A 24,533-nucleotide genomic window follows, 5' to 3' on the forward strand; every position below is an offset into this window, starting at 1 on the left:
TCAGGCACGTGTATCAAAAAGTCCGATTCGCCCTGGATTACCGTTCTTATCAGCAGGATGCTGATATGTGGCATCCTGTTCCGGCCGAGAAGCAAATATGTCCATTGAGAGATCAATAAACATCAATGACTGCTCGATCAGTTTTTGATTCAATTGATTAATTTCTTTCAACTCCTGCAATGTTCCCGCGAGCTTCTTCTGGACTTCAAGCAATCGCTGTTTGTCAGCTGGATCAAAAATAAGCTTGGAGATCTCTGTGATATTCAGGTTCAACATAGATTTGATCCCACGCTCCTGAAGTAATTCATGAACTGCGCTCAATCGTTCACTTTCGAGCGGCTCCTGCTGTTTCATAAACTTGGATTCCTTATTCATCAGAGAAATGAGTTGGTCCACATCATTTTTGACAATGACCTGCCTCTTAATCTCGCTGAGTGCCAGCATGTCTCGGTGGTTTTGTTCCATTTGCTGCAAAACTGCAATTAATCTGTCCAGCGCTGCCATTGCATAATCACCTATTCCTTGTCAAAAGACTTAAAATACGGCAGTAACTTGTCAGCAAGTTTACTGCTGTCCACTTGGTAAGTTCCTGAACTCACCTGTTCTTTTAGTTCCTGTATCCGCTGTAAACGTCCTGCATCCTGTGTACGACCTTGTTCCTCAAGCATCTTCATCGCCTCCGGAGAAATGGATACTTCGTCCTTACGGCGGCTCTTTTTGGCATCAGCCTGCTGATTGGATTCAACGTTCCTTTGATACGAATTGATTGCACCAATTCTATTCGGTTCATTGATTTTCATACGAATCGCACTTCCTTCCACCTTAGGATTTTATTAGATTATAGAATTCATACGTTTTCAGCGAAGCTGAAGGATTCTATAATCGCAAGAAAAACTACTGCTAACTGCGGTCTGTCTCCCTTGAATCTGCATCGATCAATGTTTCTTCTTACATTATCTTTATGTTCTCGAACGATTAGGATAATAAAAAAAACCGATAATCTTTAATAAGTTTATCGGTACGTTCCAAAACATTTGTTATAGCAAAACTTGTATTTAAGCCCTCATTCCTATGAATCGCGCAGTTTGTCGACAGCATTATAGGTTCGTCCGCCTATGCTGCCGTTATCCTTCTGACCTACTTCTCGAGCCGCTCCAGCCAAATCTTTCGTCAAACGATTCCGGCAAGAGTCGCACATATGGCCTTCACGAATCAGGGTTCCGCACACTTCACAAGGATACATCATATTGGGGGCGTTTTCGATGGAAATCCGTCCCTCACGAATGAACTTGGTAATATTTTTGATTGAAACGTCTGTTGCATCAGACAGTTCCTGTATGTTAGTGCCTTTGTTTTCGCGTAGATAATCCACACAAGTCTGGTATTCCAGTTCAATTTCCTTTATACAGTTCGAGCATACATCCCGAAAATTCAACGCATATAATCTGCCACAACGCGGACAATTACCCAGATTCATCGCTAAAACGCCCCTCTCAAACTTCCTCTTCCGAATGGATAATAACTATACATTACCTTATTTTCTCACTTTAAGTCCATAGCCTCTTTGCGAATATAAAAGGGGTATAAGGTGCATGTATGCGCAATCTTATAGATATGTGAACAAGTTATTTTGCAGAAATACACACTAATCTTTCTCTGTTGAAGAACTAATGAGCACAAACCCCACAAATGCTATTCGAAAATCAGTAATATGCCACCTATAATGCAGATATGCAATCACGTTAAATATAATATACATTTTTCATATATCACTTATCGATTTTTAAACTTAAGATCTGGCCAAAGTCAGCGTGTAAATCTCTATTGGAAGGTTAATAGAAGATCCAGCGTTTAAGATCATCTTTCCACAGGCATCCAGAGTACTACCGGTTGTATAAATATCATCGATCATTAGCAAGCGTATGGGAGCAATTTTCCAGCCTTGTGTTGTTGGTCTGAAATTCGAAGAGGCTTCTTGTCCAATCGTATAAGAATTAGCTGGCTGTGAATGCATCTCCTTTTGCGCGAATTGAGAGTTGCCTTGATACAAGTCATGTATCAACTCCAGGCCATCCGGCTGCATTGCAAATGCATCTTGCATGGTCTGAATACGCTCGCCGCGTGTTTTGAAACTTTGTTTGGCGGTGTTGATCCGACGCTGCAGCAGATCAACTACAGGCAGGCGGACGGCTGCGGCAAGTCCTGCTGCGAGCCGCTCGGCCTGGTTGAAGCCGCGCTCGGCAAGGCGTTCGTCGCTGACGGGGACATAGGTCACGGCGTCTGGCCGCCATCGCGGCTTATTGTTTTGGAGCAGAGACTGGCGGCTGCGCGTCGCTGCTTCGGGATGAGCCGCGGGGGCCAGGGTTTCTTTTGCCAAAACAGGGTTGAATTCTTCACTCATTGCTTGAAATGCTTGAACAGTAAGAGCCGTTAACAGTGGCGCGTAGCGCTCGTGGCCTCTGAATTTGTACATCCCAATCCATTCCTTCATTAGAGCGTTATACTGGACGGCGCTGCGGTTGCATACGAAAGAACGGTTTTGCATGTGTGGGCGGACACAGTCCGGGCAGCCGATCCCTCGACCACAACGCAGACAGCGAATGGAACGAATCCATGGAATTTGCTGCACACAACGCGGACAGATGCCGGGGTAGATCGGAGACAATATGGCTCGTGTACCACAGGTTAGACAAGTCGCTCCGGGTGGGGCGAGTAATCCATGCAGGCGATGGGTAAGTTGGTGTACGTGGTCAGTGATACTGCTTAGCCAGTTCGACATTAGATTGTTGCCTCCCTTCGTATCTATGGGTGTGTTGGCGGGTGAAGGTAGCCTTTGCGTTTTGCGATGGTGTTCATTTTTTGGATCTGGGCCACCGCTTTCACCTGGGAACGCGTACGACGGGATGATGCGAAGACGACTCTTCCTGCTGGATCATCCATAGATCGACCCGCTCTACCCGCCATCTGTACCAGAGAAGCTTCGTCAAAGAGACCATTATCCGCATCCAAAATAAATACATCGCTACGTGGAATGGTGACGCCCCGCTCCAAGATAGTGGTGGTCACGAGCAGACGTATGGTCCGTTCACGAAACGCAATAACTTTGCTCGCGCGATCCGGATCTTGGGATGATGTTCCTTCGATATGGATTTGTGGAAACATGCGACGCATGAGATTTACAAATGCCTCAATCTGAGCGATCCGTGTCACAAAAACAAATACCTGTGCATCCCGTAGCAAGGAGGTTTGAATGCTCTTTTTTAATGTGGCGGGCAGCTCTCGCTTCCGAATACACTCGGCGACGGTAAGCATTTTCAGTAAACGCGGTACTGGTAAAGGGTGACGGTGGAAGCGGACCGGGACTTTGGCGTGAGTGAGTTTCCCTTGCGCTGCTTCCCGCTGTAGCCTAGCTGGTGGCGTAGCGGACAAGTACACAAAATGGCCATCAGGCTTGCACGAGGACGCCGCCGCATGAGCGAGCATGGGATCATTATGATAGGGAAATGCGTCGAGTTCGTCGATAATGACCAGATCGAATCCCTGGTAAAAACGCATCAGTTGGTGCGTGGTCGCGAGTGTGAGCTGCGCGTCTTTCCAGCGCTCGGTGCTGCCTCCGTATAGCGTAGCAAGTGAGATGTCAGGAAACGCCTTCGCGAGACGAGGGGCAAGCTCCAGCACGACGTCCCGGCGCGGCGTAGCCACAAGCGCTCCTCCACCGCGCTCCAATATGTATTGGAGCAAAGGGAATATCATCTCGGTTTTACCGGCCCCGGTCACGGCCCACAACAAAAACCTCCCCGGCCCATCCCCTGCGGATGGCTGGGCCAAAAACGCAAGCGCCGCGGCAGCCGCCGCGCTCTGCGCAGGGCTGAGCCCCCACCGGGCAAGTCCGCCCTCGGTGGGGACAATGGCCGAGCCACGCTGCGATGCACCGCGTGGCTCGGCCATTGGCGCTGCGCTACGCAGCAGCAGCGCACAGGCACGGCTGCGCCCCAGCGCGAGGCAAGCCTCGCAGTAGGCGCACGCCGCCAGGCCGCAGGCAGCGCAGGGCACGCGCTGCCCGGCAAAGCTGCCGCATCGGCGGCAGCGAGGCGCGCTGTGCGCGCGACCAAGCCACGCAAGGCGTTGCCGCCGCCGCTTGGCAGGCCCTTCCAGGGCGGCTGTTATGCTCAGCCGCCCACGCAAGTGCGCGAGCTGCGCAGCCGCGCGCCAAACCGAGGCAAGCTGCGGCGAGGTATCTGCCAGCAGCGCCTCTGCCTCGGCCGCCAGCAATTGGCGGCCGAGAAGCCGCTCAGCCAGCAGGGCAGCGCCCCGCTCCAGCTGAGCCCACTCCCCGGCGGGATACGACTCTGGCATCCCGCCCACCTCCGCACCTCTTTCAGCGACAATCCCTGCATTGCCTGCCATCTCTCCCCTAGCCGCAAGTTCCCCGGAGGCCCTCTCGTACTCTTCCAGTTTGCGCAGCATATACGCCTGCCAATGACCCTCTCCCCATTGATCCATACCTCGCTCCATCTCAAAATTCTCTACCATCCACGAGGCATGACTTAAAGGTAACTCCCTGCCTAACATTAACCATCGCAACACCCTTTGTCCGCTCAATCCCTCAAGCCACCACGCCACATCCACTCGGATATCCAGTGACAGCACCATCTTCCACTCTTCTCTCACTCGGCACACATACAACCCAACCTTCATCTGCTCTCCTCCCTCATCCTCCATGTCCCAAAACGCAAAAAAAGCACATGCCAACCGACTATTCGTCGGAGCATGTGCTTCATGTCCATATCTCATACATTCAATATCCATTTGTATTATCACTATATCAATTATGCAGTTGTCCCACAAGTCGTGTAGTTTCCAAAAGCAATCGTTACGATCATTTTACCTATTCAATGAGTAGCGATAATCTTTCTTTGATCATGCGAAACTTTTTCCAATCTGCATCGTCTATACTTTTAACTTAAGATTTCTGATTTCAAAAAGGTTCTTGCTGCAATCCCCACAAGACTCCAACAGGGACAATAACCATAGATTGCATAAAAACCCATATTTAATTTAACAGCAAGCTTGGCTACAATGACAAAAAAAGACTACAGCATAAGCTGTAATCTTTAACCTCAAACATGATGAGATTTATGCTTATTTTGGCAAACCGGCATGACCTCATTGAAAGTGTATTCTGACTGATGACACGCTTTAGCCAGTCTGTCTCAGCAGCTTGCACAATTAATGAGCCCGACTGTTGCAAAAAAAAAGCATCTACTGCTTTGGCTCACGCAAATCGATAAGGCGAAAAGAATGACTCCCAGTCTGATTCCACTGTTCCATATCCGAAGGGACAGCAGACAAGTAAGATAACTCCATTCCTTGCCTATGCATAAGCTTCTCAATAATACGAACCGTTTCGGCTTCCGTACGATCAGCGACAACCGTCAATGTGAAGCTCTTTCCACGGTAAAATAATTCCCGGCAAAGCGCTCTTACAATGCCTTCAATCCGCTGCTCCTGATTGGAAGGAATGAGCATAATCTGCTCGTAGCCCTCGGGGTCCGGACGGGAAAGATGGCGCTGGTGCATGGCATGAACGGCCATTGCCGCCAGGAAGTATATGAGCAGAATCATAGTCAGATGAGCAACCATGGCAACTGCACCTCCTCGGAAGGTCATGCTCACCCATGGCGAACATCCCTGTATACAGCAGTATATGCTGCATTCCCCGAAGGGTTACACTTGCAAATCCTAAAGCGCATATTCCATTCTGATCGACACCGGACGAAGAAGACAGGCCAGGTCGTTCAATCATTCATGCCGAAGCTTGAACATAAGTTCGCCTAACTTCACACTTTGCTCATTTGCAGTAATAAAGTCCATTAACCCGCTAACCAGTCCAACACTCTGGAATGGGCGCGAGTAAACAGAATCCTATAATTGCTATAATCAAACTGCTTCTAAATACAATCGTATATTAGAGGGTAACCCAACCATATTTGATCGAGTTGATAACCGCTTGTGTACGATCATCCACTTCCATCTTCTGCAAAATACTGCTGACATGGTTTTTTACTGTTTTCTCACTGATGAACAGGAACTCACCAATCATTTTATTGCTCTTACCTTCAGCCATCAGACGCAATACTTCAGCCTCACGACGAGTAAGCGGATTATTGTCGCCAGCGACAAATTTAACGCCTGCTTCCTTCGAAGCTCCTTCGCTCATTGCCCCTGTCTCATTAAGGTACGTCATACGACGCAACTGCATGATCAGTTTGCCAGTTACTTTAGGGTGGATGAATGCATGCCCTTCATGAACAGAACGAATCGCATTGATCAGGGACTCGGCCTCCATATCTTTGAGCAGGTAGCCATTAGCACCTTTACGCAGCGTCTCGAACACATAACTCTCATCATCATGAATAGACAAGATAATGACTTTGACATCCGGGAACAGCTCACGCAATTTCTCCGTCGCTTCAACCCCGTTTTCCACAGGCATGTTGATGTCCATCAATACGATGTCCGGTTTATCCTGATTACAGAATTCGAGCACCTGAATCCCATCGCCGCATTCGCCGATGACCTCAATGTCGTCCTCCATATTTAAAATGCGTTTCAGACCTTCACGGAACAGCTGATGATCATCAGCCAAAAGAACTTTAATTGATGTCTTTCCAGTATCACGGTTTTCCATCCTGCTACTCCTTTCCCTTATCCACGTTTGTCGGGATATGAATCACTATTTTGGTTCCTTGATTTTCCGCGGACTCGATCTCTATTCTTCCTTCTAACAGTTCAACCCGCTCTCTCATCCCAATCAGACCGAAGTGGGTATGATCCTTGCTCTTCTTCGCAAGAAGCTCCGGTTTGAACCCAAGCCCATTGTCCTGCACGACAATCTTAACGAGCTGAGCCTGGTATGTAATTTCCACTACAACATAAGTGGGATAAGCATGCTTTGCAGCATTGGACAGACCTTCCTGCACGAGGCGGTAGATCGCAGCCTCCATTGCCGAAGATAAACGGTGTTCCTTGCCTCTCGTTTCAAAAAGCGAGCGGATTTTTGTTTTTTCTTCAAAATCCTGCACGTACTTCCGAAGCGTTGGAATCAATCCCAGGTCATCCAGTGCCATAGGACGCAAATTGAAAATAACTTTTCTCATTTCTCCAAGACTCGAACGAACCTGGCCTTTCAAATCTACTATTTCGGCCTGGACCATCTTAAAATCCTGCTTTATGAGCATTCTTTCTACAATTTCCGTCCTAAGCACTAGATTCGCGAGCATCTGCGCAGGTCCGTCATGGATCTCACGGGCAATACGTTTCCGCTCTTCTTCCTGGGCCAAAATTATTTTTAAACCAATCATTTGTCGATTTTTGGCGGATTCAATGATGCGGGTCACTTGACCCAGCTCACCCGACAGATACTCCAGTACAACCCCCATCTGGGAACCGATCGTCTCGGCGCGCTCCACGGAAGCTTCCACATTTTTGGCACGCTTCTGCAGATCATCCCGACGGGCTTTCAGATACATTTCCTTCTCACGGTAAATCATCAGATCCAGCTGTAACTGCGTCGCTTTCTCATACGCCTGCTTGATATCATGCTCGGAATAACGGACGAAGTCGCGGCTAACCTCAGTTAGCCGGATCCGGGAGCGGCGGTAGTTGAGCTCCAATTGATCTACTTTCTCGATCGTTTCCGCCGTCTCCTTCAGAACCGACTTCAATTCCTCGTTCAGCGTTTTCAGCTCATTCCGAGTCGAGTCCATAATCTCAAACATTTGATATTTACTGTTTTCCATGACTTGTATGGCGTTTTTTATGACGCGGTCTATGGCATCGGCTTGTAAATCCACGTTTGTTCGACTCCATTTCTATCGTTTCCGGTATATATCATACCATATCACGATGAGATGGTAACGGTCTTCGTGTTCTGTTCCCATTTTACAGTCAGTCCAAGCTGCTCTGAAACGAGTCTGAGAGGGACTAAAGTCCTACCACCAGATACGTAAGGTGCTACTGTTGCACTTTGTCTTTTGCCATTGATGATGAATTCTTTCTGGCCTACAACCAGATCAATCAGCTTGCCACCGCGCACGACGGTAACTCTTTGATTTTTGCTATCCCAGCTCGCCTGTCCGCCAAAAGCATCCAATACATGCTTGATTGGAACATATGTTGTACCATTTTTCAGTACTGGCGCAGAATCGATTGCCTTTTTCGTTCCGTTTACGGTCATGGATTTCTGTCCAAGCACCAGAGAAGCAGTTCCTGTAGGCAAGCCCACTTCACTGGATTTGGATGGCATGGTGAAAGCAATGTTGTCAAAAGCAACCTTGCCTGTCTTCGCACGCTCATCCTGACCTTCTTCCACATTCACCACATAAACCCGTTTCAGCTTCGCCGGATAAGAAATATTCAACCCATTCAGGTCCACGTTCAGTTTTTTCCAACCATCCCAATCAATTGCCTTAGCGAGATCGGCATATACCGTTTTGCCACTGGCATCCGTAAATTCAGCACGCAGCCAGTTTAGGCTCTTATCTCCCATAACATCCATCGACATGGATGTCGCTGTTGCAGATATCTCTTTGCCAGTGGAACCGTTCAATTGGGCATATGCATACATTTTACCTATTCCTGCGGTCATGTCATAGCTCAGCTGTAACACCTTGGAGCCAGCTTTTTCACCTGTTCCCGCTGTCACGGAAGCCGATCCAGTTACACCTGATGCGTTGGTCGTGAAGTTGATCGGGTAGCTTACATTCTCGAAGTTCTCCCATATCGTTTCACTTGCCGCAGCGGAGAGCACAACCACCGTGCTGTAGCCGTCATAACGACCGATCGCATAGCCAACTTGAGCGCCAGCGTTCACGGAGGATACGGTTAATTGGTCTGCAGACACTTTACCTTTGAATCCAATAAACTCCCATGTCAGCGAATCCGCCGGAACTGTCACACTTTGTCCGTCTTTGGTCTTCGCCGTTACTGGAATGGAAATCGTTGTACCCGCTTGGAGCGATCCCAAGCCAGATCCTGCTGTCAGCGAAGCCAGTTCACTTCCGCCCAACACGGTAACTTTAATGGAAGATGAAGCTCCATTGCTTGTTGCAGTCAGCGTCACTGTACCTGGTTTCACACCTTTGATCGTTCCATTACTTACACTCACGATGCCGTTGTTGCTCGATTTCCATGTCATCTTGATGTCGCCTGTCGCAATCGGGTTGTAGTAGGTGTCATATCCTTTGGCTGTATACTTACCCTCTTGCCCTACTAGCAATGTTTGGCTGCCACTCACGGCAAAGCCCTGCAGCTTACCTTCCGGAGCCGTAGAGAACACGCCCAGCGTGTTTACGACCTGACGCTGCTCTGTACCGTACTCCGTGTTGAACGTAAGCCCTGCTGTCTCCTCACCAAGCGGACGAGTTACCATCGTTGTGGAACCGCCTCCGTCCAGATTCATGCCTTTCCATACACCAATGCTGGTCATGAAGGATTGCAGTTCGGTCAGCGACAAACCGCTGCTGTTACTGTTTTTCTCCGCTGCAATAATGTAGACATACCGACCATCTTGGGAGTAGCCGACTGCTGTTCTCGCACGAATGCCACCGATACCGGAAGCAGCAATATCACGGGAAAAAGTAGCCGCCTTGCCACCATTCACCAGAATGGTATGTCCACCGATCATCATCTGCAGGTTGCTTGGATCAACGGTCTCCCCCGTCGTTTTGGCTTTCAACTTGTAATCCGCATTCAGCGTCTGGCCTACCGCCAAGTGAGTCATAATCCATGTCGCTGCCGTTCCATGCGCACGCAAAATGTACCCATCTGCCGGCACCGTCATGTTTAACGCTTTTTTATCCGAAATTTGGGTGATCACACCGTTCTGCACAAGTACCTCGGTTGGTGTTGTGGAAGGATCATTCGGCCGTTTCGTTGACGTCCAAGCCGGTGTATAAATATACATCGAATTGGCGTGACTGTACTTCACCGAGCTCGATTCGACCGTGTAGTCCTCTTTATTTATCCCACGCAAAGCAAACGTTGAACCATCATCTGCCTTCACGGTGCCATCGAATGAATATTCATCAATCATCGGCTTGCCGTCTTTGGTTACGGTGAGGGCATACATCCCTGACAGTTCGGATGGAGTAGATACGAGCACCCCATCCGAGACCTGTCCACCAATTGGGGCAAGTTCCCCGGATACATTAAAATAATCGCCGTTCACGGCGGCTACTGCACCATTTTCCTTAGCCATGCCACCCGTGCTTTGTTTACTATTCAGATTGCCACCCTTGCCTGTCATGACATCCAGCTTCACATAGGGATTTTGCAAATCCACTTGAATTACATCTGCCAGTACGTTCACCTTCGAGCCGGAACGTGTCGTTGTATAATTGTATTTCATCAACTTCGCACCCGAAGTCAGAATTTCTTCACTCAATTTGCTTGTTGTTGTAGAGGCCGCTGCAGCCACTGACTGCCATGAACTTCCCGACCACACCTGTTGTCCCGCTCCCAGAACCGGTGCAATCCAGATCACGCCTGCCAGCGTCACAATCGCCCATTTCTTCGCCTTGCTACCCTTAACGTCGTTCAGCCGTTTCCCTTGTTTCCCCAGCATGTTTGAAACGTCTCTCCCATCTTGTATATCAATCTTAGATATCACGATCTCTGCCATGTGGCAGCAGATAGCGAGATTTCTAGTATACTCTTCTATTAATAGACTACTTTTTGTGGAAAAAGTTACGCCTAGAGCCTATATTAGCACTCATTGATTAAAAATATGGATTTCAAGCTTATGTTTTGAAATTTTTTCTGAATTCTAGATTCGCAGTTAAATTTCATGTTCTCCTACAAAATTCCCAAGAACCATCTCAAAAAAAAGAAGCATATCAGTTAGTTTTAATCTGATATGCTTCTTTTTGAGTCATAATAATTTTTTTTATTTTATAGATATCCTATTTTGTTAAGCATGCGCTTTAGCATGACTGCTGCCTGCGCTCTTGTTGCGTTTTCCAAGGGCTGAAATTCCGTTTTAGTCACCCCTTGAATAATTCCTGTCTGTACTGCTTTAGCAACAGAATCTTTGGATTTTATACTTTTGTTATCCTTGAATTTAGATAAGGTGTCTTTAGCTGATGATTGAAGAGTCGCTGATTGCCCAGCATATTCCATCCCCCTAATCATCATGATTGCCATCTGTTCTCGGGTTATTAAGCTATTGGGTTTGAACTTATTGTCCTCAACCCCCTTAATAATTCCGGCTTCTGCCGCAGCTCCAACATAAGCAATCGTTGTACTATTCCCATTAAGATCACGGAAACGTTGCGCAGCTTCACGATTCCCTTTCAGACCCAGCCCTTTAGCAATCAATTCCGCAAATTCTGCTCTCGTAATTTTCTTATCTGGCTTGTAAGCAGTAAGGTTGTCGGCACTAATGATCCATTTTGATGCCAACTCTGTAATAGCATCACGCGCCCAGGGCTTTGCATCCGGGAAACTAACCAAATGAGTTACAGGCACTACAATCTGATTGCCATTTAATTGCCCTTTAGCAATTATTCCAGCTGTCGTGTTTCTGAATGTTGTTGGTACATAGGATAAAGTCTGTGTAACTGGATCAACAGCTGTCATACTAGATAAGGTTGTTGACGTGTTTCCAGGGAGTTGCATCCAAAACTGGCCTTTGATGTTCTGTTCTACATTTTGTCCGGTATTACCATTGTAAAGATCAATATGGACTTCTGTTACATTAGCCAAACGTTGAGCGTTGAAACTTGACAGCATGTACTCCAGCGTTCCTAAGGAGAAAATAGGAAGAGCCTCCAACTGTACGTATAATATAGCAGTACCAGGAGCAGTCGTTATACCTGCACTTTGTCCCATAGCCACAACGTCTAGTTTGGAAAAGGGAACGATCCACACACTGTCACTATACTTAATTCCAATTGAACCCGACCGATAGTTTGCAGCCATCCGAGAGAGTGTATGAAACGGGATGCCAACAGAAGCAGTCGCCTCACTTTCTGGTACTTCAAACATTACGGGTTGATTTAATTTCCCGCTTGAATAAGCATACTCGAATGCTTGGGCAAGCTTCGTCTCATCTATGGTAAACTGCCGCGTAGAACGATTATTGCGTGAAGTTGAGGTTTCTACAGAAGCCGTATCATTATTCATCACAAACATCGCTTGCCCAAATCCGGATTCAGCAGCACTCCATTCGGTGATCCAGGAAGGTTTTCCCTCCAGTGGAGTGGTAGTAGGAGTAGAGCTTACACTTTGCTGCAACGTCAGTGGGCCGAATGCCCCTACTTCAGAATTAAGAGCATCTCTAAGCGAAACTAAACCTGGGGCATAGCTAACTGTACCCGTCTGGCCCGCAGTTACCGAGCTTGGTAATTTCAAGGTAACGACTGAGCCGGATACAGATGCTGAGTTAACGGATACTGTGTTGCCACCGATCTGAACATTGAACTGAGAAGGTGTTAATACCGACTCTGTCTTTAAAGCATGACGGAAGTTGATAAGTATTGTGTCTCCTTGTAGTACACCCGACAAGATCGTTCCGTTTCCGTATGTATACTTCACGGGGATTAAATCCAAGTATCCAGCAGGGTTACCGTTCAGGTCCGTTAGACGGCTCGCCCCCGGAACGTAAGACAGCGTAACGGTCTGTGTGCTCGTCACCGCTGAAGCGAGTGTAAGTGTGACAATATCATCCTCGATTTCCGAATCGTTTACAAACAAGGCTTTGCCGTCTACCAGTACGGAATACTGACTCTTCAGTGGCTTGTTTGATCGACTTAGCGGCTCGTTATAACGAATCCACAATTTATTGCCGCTAACCTCTGCACTCTGGAATTCAGGATTCTTGGTATCGATGCTATTACGAACGTAAAAGCCGCTAAAACCCGCAAGAGCCTGACCGCGGCTATCCTTCACAGACCATTCACCCGGCTGATAGGATACACGGACGACTTCACCATTCGTGATCGAACGACTCAAGTTCAGAGTAACAAGAGAGCTGTTGTTAGTCGACATACTACTTACACCCACTGCTGACCCATCTGCAGTCACACTGAATTGTTTAAATGTTTCACTAGAATTAATATATACGGTCTCCGGATAATAGAGATTAATCGTATTATTATAGGCACTACCTTCTCTTGGTTTGGACATAATCGATTCAAGACTGTTCTCCACATCTCTGGCCGAGAAAGCAGCGGCGGAATTCAGAGATAAATCCTGAATCTTGCGCGTTGATGATCCAGGGGAGTAAGCAATTCGTACCACTTGCCCTACAGCTACGCCTGTATCTAGTACAACGTAGACGCTATCCCCAGACACATAAGACGTGCTCACACTTCGTGACTCCCCGTTAACGGTAACCGTGAAGCTTGAAGTATAAGGATCTATACTCGAGAGCAATTTATCATAAGTGAGACGAATAATAGTATTACTGTACATTTTAGATGTCTTTAGAACCGGAGCTGTTCGATCCAGCGTTAATGTTCTGAATGTCCAAGACGACGCTCCGTTCAGCCCCATGTATATATTTCCTGATTTGTCCTGTAATACCCCTCCTGGAATGTCCACGATATAGCTGGTATTACTCGCTAGACTATTTAGCGGGATGATTCGTAACTGTCGATTATTCGAACTGTTCACTGCTGTTGTTGTTGCAATTACTGCACCACTGGCATTTCTCAGCGACACTGATCCCGGATAACGAGGATCCAGTTCTTTGTTAAACGTAACTATCAACTCTCCTGTCAGCGCCACCCCACTTGCTCCATTAGTTGGTGAAAGGGAAGATACTGTTAAGGAAGTAGGATCAGATTGAAACACTTTAAAGTTCCATCCATTAAGTCCTGTTCCAGCAACATCGTTCCCTGCCTTATCTCTTAAAGCCCCTTGAGATATACCAACTGAGTAAGTAGCATTATTGGAAAAACTTCTTATAGGATCAATCGTAAGTGTATTCCCACTAATCACAACACGAGGTTGCGTTAATGTCATATCATATTTCTCAAACAGCACACCATCTTCGAAAATTTCAATTTCTCCCACACCGGCCTCAATAGGATTGCTATAAGTTACCCGTAAATTTGAGTCTCGTGCTACGGATACTGCACCGTTAGCTGGTGAAAAGGAAACCGCCGTTGTCGCCCCTACTCCCTTGGTACTGAATGACCATGCCTCCTGATTCAATCCATTAAAGGGTTCATTAGCTTCATATTCAAAAGATTTACCACCAATTCTAATTGCGTAATACCCACCTTTAAGAGATTCAGGTAACTGAAAAGTAATTGTTTTTCCTACATCTGGAGTTCCTAGCGAGTCAGGAATGAGGTTCACCCCAGAACTCACAGGAACCTCTGCTACAAGCCGTTCCTCCGGCAATCTGTATATGGATATGTTCTCTTGCGTTCCTACAACTTTTTTAACCGGCTTCTTAAAAACAAGAATAAATGGTGATGTACTATCAGCATTGCTTGCTCCTAATGCTGGTACGGAAGACTCAATTCCTAAACTTGTCAAATCATCAGCATACACTTTACTTTCTTTCCAATCAAAACCACTATACCAACCTTGCGTGATCAACAACGCAATTAATAACCCGATGATCCCCTTACGGATCAATCCTTTTATGCTCACCTTTCGTTCCTCCTCGTCCATATTCATCTGTCTGAACAATGTATAGACCTCTTTATGTATTTCGGCTAAAAGGAAATATTTGATTAGTGAATAGTTATAATATGTCAATTTATTTTCTAATCCTAAGCTAAAGAAAATACGAATGTCTAAAGTAAAAAGCCCCTGATTCCATATCGGAACCAAGGGCTTCTATTGATGACTTTATCGTTAACTTACAGACCTGCTTGCTCTTTCAAAACGTCTGCTTTGTCCACTTGTTCCCAAGGTACATCGAGGTCTGTACGACCGAAGTGACCGTAAGCAGCCGTTTGTCTGTAAATTGGGCGACGCAGATCCAGCATACGGATGATGCCAGCCGGACGAAGATCGAAGTTGTTACGCACAAGCTCAACCAATTTCTCTTCGCTGACTTTGCCTGTTCCGTATGTATCCACGTTGATCGATACCGGGTTGGCTACCCCAATCGCGTAAGCGAGCTGGATTTCCACTTTGTCGGCAAGACCTGCAGCAATGAGGTTTTTCGCTACATAACGAGCTGCATAAGCTGCCGAACGGTCTACTTTTGTTGGATCTTTACCGGAGAATGCGCCACCTCCGTGACGTGCATAACCGCCGTACGTATCTACGATGATTTTACGTCCAGTCAGGCCTGCATCTCCCTGAGGTCCGCCAATAACGAAACGTCCTGTTGGGTTGATGAAATATTTAGTCTGCTCATCCAGCAATTCAGCTGGAACGACAGGCAGAATTACGTGTTCTTTGATGTCTTTTTGGATCTGCGCAAGTAGAGTCTCTTCAGCATGCTGAGTAGACACGACGATGGTATCAACACGTACCGGTTTGTCACCGTCATATTCAATCGTTACTTGAGTTTTACCATCCGGACGAAGATATTCCAATGTACCGTTTTTACGCACTTCAGCCAAACGGCGAGCGATACGGTGGGACAATGCGATTGGCAAAGGCATGAGTTCAGGTGTTTCGTTGGTTGCAAAACCAAACATCAGGCCTTGGTCACCGGCACCAATATTCTCTGTCTCGCGAGCCATTTGTTCCGGGTCACGGTTCTCCAGAGCTGCGTTAACGCCTTGTGCGATGTCAGCAGACTGCTCGTTCAGAGAAGTCAGGACTGCACAAGTATTATAATCGAAACCGAACTTGGCACGAGTGTACCCGATTTCCTTAATCGTATTACGAACGATGGACGGAATGTCCACATATTCAGACGCGGAGCTGATCTCACCGATGACAAGCACAAGTCCTGTTGCTACGGAAACTTCGCACGCTACACGAGCGTTTGGATCATTCGCCAGGAACGCGTCCAACACGGCGTCCGAGATCTGGTCGCAAATTTTATCCGGATGTCCTTCAGTTACAGACTCCGATGTGAATAGATGTCGGCCTTTAATAGACATTGAAGTTTCAACCTCCCATAACGAGTAGTATGGCGATTGCCCGAACAAAACATTTACGTTGATTCGTTCACTGTACCCTCGAAAGCTTTCCGGGCGGAATAAGGACGCAGGGTCCGCAGTTACGAAGATAAGGATTTTTCAGGTAATGGCCTCAACAAAAAATCAACCTTTCCCTAGCGGAAAAGGTTGCGTACCTCAACTGCCATCTTAACGTATTTGTCAAGACGTGTCAAACAGATTGGGATAAGGAAAACACCCTATAAGTGCTGCTGTGCCTGGCGAATCAGCCTTTTTGTAATCTCTCCACCAACCGATCCATTCTCACGGGAAGTCAGATGGCCCCAGCCTTTGTACTGGCCATAGGAGTGATCACTTACCTCACCCAGTTCAGAACCAAATTCGGTATCTGCACCAGCAAGACCTCTACCGCCATATCCCACATTCAGACCAAACTCAGCGGCAATTTCATACTTCATCTGATCCAACATCTGACGACTTTCGGGTACCACTTTGCGGTTACTTCTAGCCATGATTCCTGCACCTCCGATTATTGGTTGTGTACAGTTATAGAGTGAGCAGGAACAAGGCAGGCTAGCCGTATTAATGTTTGTTAGAACTGGGTAATCTCAGCAATCCTTATTACGTAATATTGAATAATTTCAGGTTACAATGCTCAAACTACTTCAAAGAGTATCCACCGCGAACCATAACGGTCAGACTATATTTGTTACCTTCAAGAACCGTAATACCTCGCCCATCCTTTGGAAAAGAGAGCAGGTGATTGTTCGGTGCTTCCTGACCATTCGTTAAATCAACCCCGTCCGTCAGATCGGCTACACCATTCGTACCTTCACTAACAATTACAGCCTTGCCGCTACGTACGATGAACTCCGCACCAGTTGCACCGATCAACTGTTGACCCGGTTTCACCATAACGATCTCAAGCGCATCCGAAGCACCGGATACTAATGGAGGAAGCGTGGTATCGCCACCTGTGTTACTTGAGTTTCCGGTTCCAGTTGAGCCAGTATTGCTACCATTGCCTGCATTACTATCTGCACCACTACTGGTATTGCCACTGCCCGTGGAGATCTTGCCACTCAGCGCCTGCTGAATTTGTTGATCTACATAACTTTTGGTGACTACAGGATCATCTGCTGTTCCTGGTTGAATTGTGCCTGCACCTATTGCCGTATTGCTGTATACTGAGCCAACCCATACGCCAACACCAATTGCCAGCGCAGCCAGGGATACTTTCATATAAGGTTTCATGTGATTTATTTTCCTCCTCTGGAAATCTATTAACTTTAACTATAGAGAAAAAATGTTGTGGGGACAAGCAAAACCTCGCTCCCGATTTCTCGGGAACGAGGTTTTGTCTGTATTCCGGTATAGAAGTATAGATAATCTATCTACTTATTATTTTGTATTGTTGTTGCCGGAACCCTCTTCCGGAAACTCTGGTTCTTCTTTTGGCAGTTTGGACACATCGTAGCTGTATCCTTGCTCTGCAAGGCGAATCCGTTGCCCCTCAAACACATCATACAACGCTACGCGATATGAACCTCCGCGTATTTTATCAAAGACCGTGTCATCGATGCTCCAGTTGAGTGTCTGATTAATACCCGTTTTCAGATCAGTACCCGGCGTGAGCTCTTTATCGAACACTTTACCAGATCCATCTGTGAGAGAAAGAATCAATTTATGTCCGTATTCACCGCTGTCCACGGCCTCTTCCTGGGTTAACGAGTAAATCATCTCAATCTGTACCGCTGTACCACCTGTGAGATACGCTCTGATATTGCTGCCAGAGAATTTGTACGGATACAAGTCGATATCATTCAGAGACGACAGGACAGGTAAGGATTTTGGCTGCACCTCAAATGACATGGCATTAACATACGCCGTTGCTTCACCTTCGCCGGATACAAATTTGTTGTCAGCCACACCTTCACCCACGATCAGTCGCATATCGGATGTTGATGTTACACTCTTCGGTACTTTGGCCCAGAAGGTCACAACACTCTTCTGACCCGGTCCTGGTACACGATCAGCCTGTTTAGCCGTTGCCTTGTAATACTGTCCATCGGCTGTTTTATAATACCCTACTAATTTTGCAAGACCGCTCTGACGCAATGATTTATTCGTCATTTCGAACTCAGTATAGACTATATCGGACGAAGATCCCGGATATACATAGGTTCTGCGTACACCCAGCTCGGTTTCTTTTTCGGCAGTACCTTGAGTAAAGGTCTTCCCTGCACCTACATACGAAAGTGGTTGAATCAAGCCTGACGTACTGAGGGTAATCCAATCATTCGATTCTTCTTCGCTTACCTTCTCTAATAAAGTCACTTCCAGACGGCTCATGTTCAATTCCGATGGAATTTTGGTCAAGAGATAAGCTTCTGTTGTCATACCTGGGCCGAGCAACTTACCACCTTGCGCACGAATCAGCTTCGTATCTCCATCAATCCGTGCGGAATCGATAGTGAACATCGCTTCCAGTTCAGGTAATTGAACCGTTTTGGCCGATGCGTTACGAATGGTTACCTTGGCAGCAATAATATCACTGTCTGTCCATGGCAGGCGTTGGAGAGAACCGACAGACACTCCGAATGTACCTTTGCTGTTCTTGATCACCGTTTCAGTAGTAAGCCCATCTCCACTAGTTACAGACTCTGGAATAGCGTAGATGCCTACCGGATAGGAGAACTCAAAGCTACTAGGATTCGTGTTTCCTTCCTTACTTTCTTCCTTCGTTATCGGAGTCATCGCATACAGTTTAATTTTGCTGGTATCCCCATCACCTTGAATGGTCGTGATCAGCTTAATTGTCTTGGTTGCACCTGGCTTTAACTTCAGATCATCGAGTGCCTTCGTCTCAATCGGGTAGGAAGTACCATCCTCTGTCCGGATCTCTAATCCATATTTAGGAACTTTAACTTCTTTCTTCCCTTGGTTCTTAATAACCCATTGCATCGTTAGATCGTATTCTTCATTTTCTCCACGAACACGTGCAGATTCAAGAAGTGTGGATACAGGTTGGCCATCAATAGAAATGATATTCGGTTGGTTTACTGCTGTATCTACATTAGATTGACTAGCTTCTGGCAGTTGTAAAGCGGCCACAGGCAGGGCTGTCTTCTCTTCACCTTGTTCTTCCACAAGAAGCAATTCGGATTTTTCGAGTTTCAACGCTGTGGGTAAAGAGGCCATTAAGCTCAATGTTTTATTGGCCTGTGCCTGAATGCTGATGCCTGTACTGTCTTTGTCCGGGGTTAACGGATAGTTCGTACCATTCGGTGTACGCAAAATCCACTTGATATTCGGGTTATCCAGCAGTTTATAACTAATGTTATTGAGGTTCACGCCAACTTTGACGTACTGCTTCTTATCTTCACCCGGATATACTTTGATCCCAGACACCTTAACTTTGACCGCTGAATCACTCAAACGAACTGTTTTTGTTTTGCCTACGGGTGTGGTAATGCTATATGAAGCAGGAACGTTGAATTTCCCCAATGTGCTTTCATAATTAGGTTTACTGAAATCCCATTTTACGATGAGGAAGTTCAGGTCGCTCAGCTTCACTTCACGTCCAACCTTCATGACATAAGTAAGATCAACCGTAGAACCAGGTGATACCGTCTTTTTTTCCTGGTCCTTGGCGATCAGTTTCGGAGAAAAGGTCGTCCCACCCTTGGTCTTCACTTTGCTCCAATAATCGAGCATCATCATTGGTGTGCTGTCGTTGTTTTTATATGTCAGTGTATATGTTACCGTGTTCCCATCATCTTGAGACAAGAGATTCACATCCGTTAACTTCACGGTACTCCGCGCAGTAACTTTCACTGCTGGAACGTTGGCCAATGTATGTACTACTTTTGTAACTGTGGTTGTTTGTTCTTTCTTCGTTGTATTGTTAGTTTCATTGTTCTTCGATGTTTTATTTGAACTCGTCGACGTATTCGCAGCAGCTGCGATACCTCCACTTGTACTAATAAATAACATGCTTGCCAACAAAGTCATCATGACCTTTTTATGATCCACTTCCAAACCTCCCATAAGTTGCTTGTTGCTTTATAGTATAAACGTTTGAGAGGGAAAGAAAGTTACGATGTTGTTGGTTTTTAGGCAAGTAAAATGAGGATCTGCTTATTCCTCTATTAATTGAACATTCCTTGTTGTCGTGAACACCTCTGACTGTGAAGCAGGAATTCCATTGGCACGAATAAAGAAGGAGTCCCTAACTTGTACGGAATACTCGTCAGAGTAATCTACTAAAAAAGTTACAATTAATCTGTTTCCTTCAACAGCAATAGTGTAGTCGATCATTGGTATCAATGTTGGGATATTTGTTTTTCCAAGTTGTTTGATCACTAGGTCATATGCATATAAGTCTTGAGTAGCTGTATCCAATGCTTGTGTAAATGGTATTTCTATCTGCTTATTGATTTGGGGAATTTTCGTTCCATTTTCGAGATTTACTTCTAAAGCATCAACGTTAACATTTTGTTTAACTGATTCATTCTTGGATACGATTTTACTCACAGGATAGGTTTTTGCTATGCTCTCAGATATCCTCAGGGTTGTACCACTATGTAATGAATCACCCAATACGCTATTCGTATTCGCAGCTAATTCAATACCTCCACTTGAACTGATTAACAACATGCTTGCTATAAAAGTCATCATGGCCTTATTGTGATCCAATTCCAAACTCCCTATAACTTGCTTGTTAATATCAGTATAAACGTTTGAGAGAGTGAGAAAGTTACGATGTTGTTGTAAAAAAAACAAAAACCCAGAGAACTAAGTCCTCTGGGTTTTCAATATTTACAGTCAATTAAGGTACGATAATTTCGTCCAAAGCTACTGTTTTGTTATCAACAACTACTTTACCAGCCAATACTCCGTTACGAACTGTATCAGCCCCAACTTCAACGATAACTTTGGTAGAAGTTGTAGCACCAGTAGCTAAATCAAGTTTAGCATCGTAGTTTTTAGTTCCAGCTGTAGTAGAAACGGAGATCTTGTTATTAACAATGCTAGATGCAGCTTTATCAAGAGTGATAGTAACTGTACCTACTGCTTGATCAACACCACCTGTCAAAGCATAAGTGGTAGTTGCTGCTGGAAGAACTCCAGCACCAGCTTCTACTTTATAAGGCAAGTTAGTAACTTTTTTAGCAGCTTCAACGATTTGATCTACAGTAGCAGTACCATCAACAGTGATAGTTTTGAAATCATCGCTGAACGCTACAGGTACAGTAGCAGCTGCGTTTACCACTAAATTAATAGTGATATTTCCAGTAACTCCTGTGTCGCCATAAGTGAATTTCAAACCTTTTTCGTTAACTGTTGCTGTATCAGCAGCTACAGGCGCTGCATAAACTGCAGTTCCATCTACAACGTCAGTGGAAGCAGTTGTTGAAGGTGCAACAGTATATACGCTAGACTCAGCAGCCAAAGGACCGTTACCATTAGCACGCAAGAATTCAGCATCTTTTTTAACTTTAACTGTTACAGGTGCTTTCAAATCGTTAAGAAGTTGAATTACAACATCTGTCGAAGTACCTGTAGACGTAGCAGTATAATCTGCTCCTGCAGTCAGTTTTTTATCAGTAGCGGAGTTAATGATAACGAAATCATTACCAAGTTGTGCTTCAGTCGTTGCAGAAGATGTTCCTACATTGTTAGTGAATCTAACAATAAATTTATTGCTCGAATCTCTCACTGCTACCAAACCAGTTCCAGATACAGTACCTACTCCAACAACACGTGGAGAAACTGCATTATTTACTGGAGATGTAGCATCTGTTGACAGATTCAATCTATTGTTTGAATAAGTCTCAATGGAGTTGTTAGCAACTACAGTGATTGTACCACCTGTATAGTCGCGATCTGTTTTAAGTGTAACTACATTTTCATCGATACTTACAGAAACAGGGTATTGACCGTTCACGCGGAAATCATTTGCACTAGCGTTAGCAATTACTTGGTTGAATTCAAGTTCAAATGTTCTTGCATCTTTTTGAACTGCTCCAGACCATTGCAAAGTATTTTTAGCGGAAGTAGCAAGAGTAGCTTCGCTCAAAGATACTACTTGACCAGTTCTAGATTTCAAACCTGTTGTAGTGATTTTTTGAACTGAACCACTAGGTCCGAAAGTTACTCTAGTTCCATCAATGTTCTCTGGGAATTGTACTACAACTGATTTACCACCGTTTACTGCATTAACAGTAACTTCGCTTGGCAATGCAATGTTTTGTACATTTCCACCATTTTTCTGGAAGCTAATGTAGTAGTTACCTTTATTATTCAGCGTAGAAAGATCCATCTCACGACCGAAGTTCAAAGTAACTTTACGGGAAGACTCATTGTAATCTACAGAAGAGATATTAGGACTTTGGTTGTCATTAGCCACAAATGTACCATTGTACTCAACCAAAGTATTTCTCAATGCAGTTGTGTCTTGAACATCAGCTACTTTAATGTTGTATGTTCCAGTTTTCAATGTATCAAAGAAAGTAACATAGAAGATTTTATTAGAGCTATCAGCAGCTGTAACATTGTTCACTGGAACGTTATCAGAGCCTTTTTTCACAGTAAAGTATTTTTTATCAGCTGCACTTACAGCTTTATCAAAACGTACAGTCAATGTGTTTGTACGATCACCGAAAGTAGTTTCAACTACCTGTGGACGAACCAAGTCAACAGTTGCATTGATTTTGTGTTCTTTCACAGCATTAGCGTTACCAGAATAGTCTTTCACTTCTACGAACAAAGTGGACTCATAACCTGGCAGACGGTTAGCTTGATCAAACTCAACTTCATAAACATTGGAAGCAACTTGTGTTACTTTACCAGTTTTCTTAGTATCGCCTGATTTCCAGTAGAAGCTATCGTTAGTAACGGAGTTAGGATCGATTTCCTCATCGAAAGTAACTGTTACTTTTTCCAATGTAGCAGAGATCTCAGTCACTTTAGGACCTTCAGTGTCAACAGCTACAGAGAAGTCAGTTGTTGCAGCCAAAGATTTCAGACCAGCGAAATCTTCAACCAAAGAAGTTGTCAACTTGTGAGCACCTTCAGAGATTGTACCAGTGAAGTCACGCAGAATCACTTCGCGTTGGTTAGCACCTTGAGTTACAGATCCAACAAATGCTTTATCATCCAATTGGAAGTTGCTGCTTGTTGGAGCTACAACCGGCTCAGAGAAAGTCACTTTGATAACTTTAGTTCCCAGAGCTTTAACTTCTGCTACTGTAGGCAGAGTGTTGTCAGCAGATGTGAAGGAAACTTCACCTTGTGGCAATACTGTTCCAGTAGAAGATTTAATATTTTTCACAGCTACTTTGTAAGTAGTTCCTTGCGTGAATTTGCTGGATTCGTTCAACAACAGGCGAGCTGTTTTTCCGTCAGCCAACAAAGTGATGGATTTGATTCCTTTGGAATTGCTGTCTACAGTGTAGTTACCTTTGTCAGTTGCAGTAGCTTTGTCTACTTTACCGTCAAAAGCCACGTCTACTTCTTTCAAGTTAGTGGAAGTAGCGGATTGTACTTTAGTTGCAGCTTCTACAACATAAGTAACTTTTTCAGTGAAGTTCTTATCTTTGTAAGTAAATTTCACTTCAGTTTCTTTGTTAGCTTCAAGAGCTTTATCCAAAGTAACTTTTACAGTTTCGCCGTCACTGATTGTGAAAGTAACGACTTTACCGCCTTCACTTACTTCGTATTTAGTAACTTTCAAGCTTTGCGCTTGGTCAATTGCGTAAGCAGCGCCTACAAGCAATTCACGGGAAGCGTTAGCACCGAAGTTAGCTTTAGAATCGATCAAACCAGCGTTGATTGCTGCTTGAACGTAACCTTTAGCCCAATCAGCTGCATTGTTGTTAGTTTCAGCTGGGATTTCCAGGTCAAGTGCACGAGTCAAGATGGTAGCCATCTCGGAAACAGTTACTTTACCGTTGAAGTCGAAGATTTTCTTCTCAACGTTTTTACCTTCCATGATACCCGCAGCAGTTACTGCTTCGATGTAAGGTACAGCCCAGTTTTTAGCTGTGTAGTTTTTGTCAGTGTAAGAAAGAGTTCCAGTGATCTCTTTCAGACCCAGCAATTTAGTGATGACTTTAGCGAACTCAGCGCGAGTCATGTCTTTATCCAAACCTGCAGTACCATCTGGGTAACCAGTGAAGATACCTTTTGCTTTCAATGCATCAAACTGTTGTTGTGGTGAAACTGCTGTGTCACCGAATGCTACAGATGCAAACATCGAGAATGCCATTGCTGTAGACAATGCTACGGATAAAATTTTCTTCATAACCTTTTTTTCTCCTCCTTGGGTGTTCATAACATTTGAATTTTCTTTAATAGGGTCGCTCGTATTCCTCATATATTGTTGCACCCCCTTTCCAGAGTTGTGAGCAAGTTAATATAAATGATGTC

Annotated in this window: 17 protein-coding genes; 1 reads left to right on the forward strand and 16 read right to left on the reverse strand. The window is 45.3% G+C overall.

The annotated features are described in order from the left end of the window. From BLS14_RS12200 to BLS14_RS12215, 4 genes are all read right to left on the reverse strand, one after another. Positions 1–504 (reverse strand): flagellar protein FlgN, encoded by a 504-nt coding sequence (locus tag BLS14_RS12200; protein WP_063568401.1) that lies wholly within the window; start codon positions 502–504, stop codon positions 1–3. An 11-nt stretch (positions 505–515) separates the two neighbouring features. Beyond that, the gene (gene flgM, locus BLS14_RS12205; RefSeq protein WP_090951865.1) at positions 516–800 is read right to left on the reverse strand and encodes a flagellar biosynthesis anti-sigma factor FlgM; all 285 of its coding nucleotides are present in this window, start codon (positions 798–800) and stop codon (positions 516–518) included. Positions 801–1,069: 269 nt separating this feature from the next. Then, positions 1,070–1,477, reverse strand: a complete 408-nt coding sequence (locus BLS14_RS12210) for a TIGR03826 family flagellar region protein (RefSeq protein WP_090951867.1) — start codon at positions 1,475–1,477, stop codon at positions 1,070–1,072. Between the two features lie 312 nt (positions 1,478–1,789). Beyond that, positions 1,790–2,545, reverse strand: a complete 756-nt coding sequence (locus tag BLS14_RS12215) for a ComF family protein (protein ID WP_256336407.1) — start codon at positions 2,543–2,545, stop codon at positions 1,790–1,792. Here BLS14_RS12215 and BLS14_RS33100 point away from each other — a divergent pair, their 5' ends adjacent. Beyond that, the gene (locus BLS14_RS33100; protein ID WP_256336408.1) at positions 2,546–2,689 is read left to right on the forward strand and encodes a hypothetical protein; all 144 of its coding nucleotides are present in this window, start codon (positions 2,546–2,548) and stop codon (positions 2,687–2,689) included. 113 nt (positions 2,690–2,802) lie between these two features. On the opposite strand, the gene BLS14_RS12220 is transcribed toward BLS14_RS33100, so the two are convergent. From BLS14_RS12220 to BLS14_RS12275, 12 genes are all read right to left on the reverse strand, one after another. After that, positions 2,803–4,698 (reverse strand): helicase-related protein, encoded by a 1,896-nt coding sequence (locus BLS14_RS12220; RefSeq protein ID WP_090952640.1) that lies wholly within the window; start codon positions 4,696–4,698, stop codon positions 2,803–2,805. A gap of 564 nt (positions 4,699–5,262) precedes the next feature. Beyond that, positions 5,263–5,643 (reverse strand): hypothetical protein, encoded by a 381-nt coding sequence (locus BLS14_RS12225; protein WP_064641914.1) that lies wholly within the window; start codon positions 5,641–5,643, stop codon positions 5,263–5,265. Between the two features lie 325 nt (positions 5,644–5,968). Further along, positions 5,969–6,691, reverse strand: coding sequence for a response regulator transcription factor (locus tag BLS14_RS12230; RefSeq protein WP_063567747.1), 723 nt, complete (start codon positions 6,689–6,691; stop codon positions 5,969–5,971). A gap of 4 nt (positions 6,692–6,695) precedes the next feature. Then, on the reverse strand, positions 6,696–7,856 hold the full coding sequence (locus BLS14_RS12235) for a sensor histidine kinase (RefSeq protein ID WP_024631628.1): 1,161 nt from the start codon (positions 7,854–7,856) through the stop codon (positions 6,696–6,698). 47 nt (positions 7,857–7,903) lie between these two features. Beyond that, the gene (locus BLS14_RS12240) at positions 7,904–10,627 is read right to left on the reverse strand and encodes a stalk domain-containing protein (RefSeq protein ID WP_090951872.1); all 2,724 of its coding nucleotides are present in this window, start codon (positions 10,625–10,627) and stop codon (positions 7,904–7,906) included. A gap of 326 nt (positions 10,628–10,953) precedes the next feature. Next, entirely contained in the window at positions 10,954–14,667 is a 3,714-nt protein-coding gene (locus tag BLS14_RS12245; protein WP_176854481.1) for an Ig-like domain-containing protein, read from the reverse strand. A 212-nt stretch (positions 14,668–14,879) separates the two neighbouring features. After that, positions 14,880–16,082 (reverse strand): methionine adenosyltransferase, encoded by a 1,203-nt coding sequence (gene metK / locus BLS14_RS12250; protein WP_063567744.1) that lies wholly within the window; start codon positions 16,080–16,082, stop codon positions 14,880–14,882. A 257-nt stretch (positions 16,083–16,339) separates the two neighbouring features. Continuing rightward, a complete protein-coding gene (locus BLS14_RS12255; protein WP_053782866.1) occupies positions 16,340–16,612 on the reverse strand; it encodes an alpha/beta-type small acid-soluble spore protein in 273 nt (90 codons plus the stop codon). Positions 16,613–16,760: 148 nt separating this feature from the next. Further along, on the reverse strand, positions 16,761–17,354 hold the full coding sequence (locus BLS14_RS12260; RefSeq protein WP_090951878.1) for a hypothetical protein: 594 nt from the start codon (positions 17,352–17,354) through the stop codon (positions 16,761–16,763). A gap of 147 nt (positions 17,355–17,501) precedes the next feature. Continuing rightward, positions 17,502–20,135 carry a hypothetical protein gene (locus tag BLS14_RS12265; protein ID WP_090951881.1) on the reverse strand — a complete coding sequence of 878 codons (2,634 nt, stop codon included), beginning with the start codon at positions 20,133–20,135 and terminating at the stop codon, positions 17,502–17,504. A gap of 105 nt (positions 20,136–20,240) precedes the next feature. Further along, on the reverse strand, positions 20,241–20,798 hold the full coding sequence (locus BLS14_RS12270; protein ID WP_090951884.1) for a hypothetical protein: 558 nt from the start codon (positions 20,796–20,798) through the stop codon (positions 20,241–20,243). A gap of 133 nt (positions 20,799–20,931) precedes the next feature. Next, positions 20,932–24,480 (reverse strand): S-layer homology domain-containing protein, encoded by a 3,549-nt coding sequence (locus BLS14_RS12275; RefSeq protein WP_090951887.1) that lies wholly within the window; start codon positions 24,478–24,480, stop codon positions 20,932–20,934. Between the last annotated feature and the right edge of the window lie 53 nt (positions 24,481–24,533).

The organism is Paenibacillus sp. OK060 (genome assembly GCF_900101205.1).
Taxonomy (GTDB): domain Bacteria; phylum Bacillota; class Bacilli; order Paenibacillales; family Paenibacillaceae; genus Paenibacillus; species Paenibacillus marchantiae.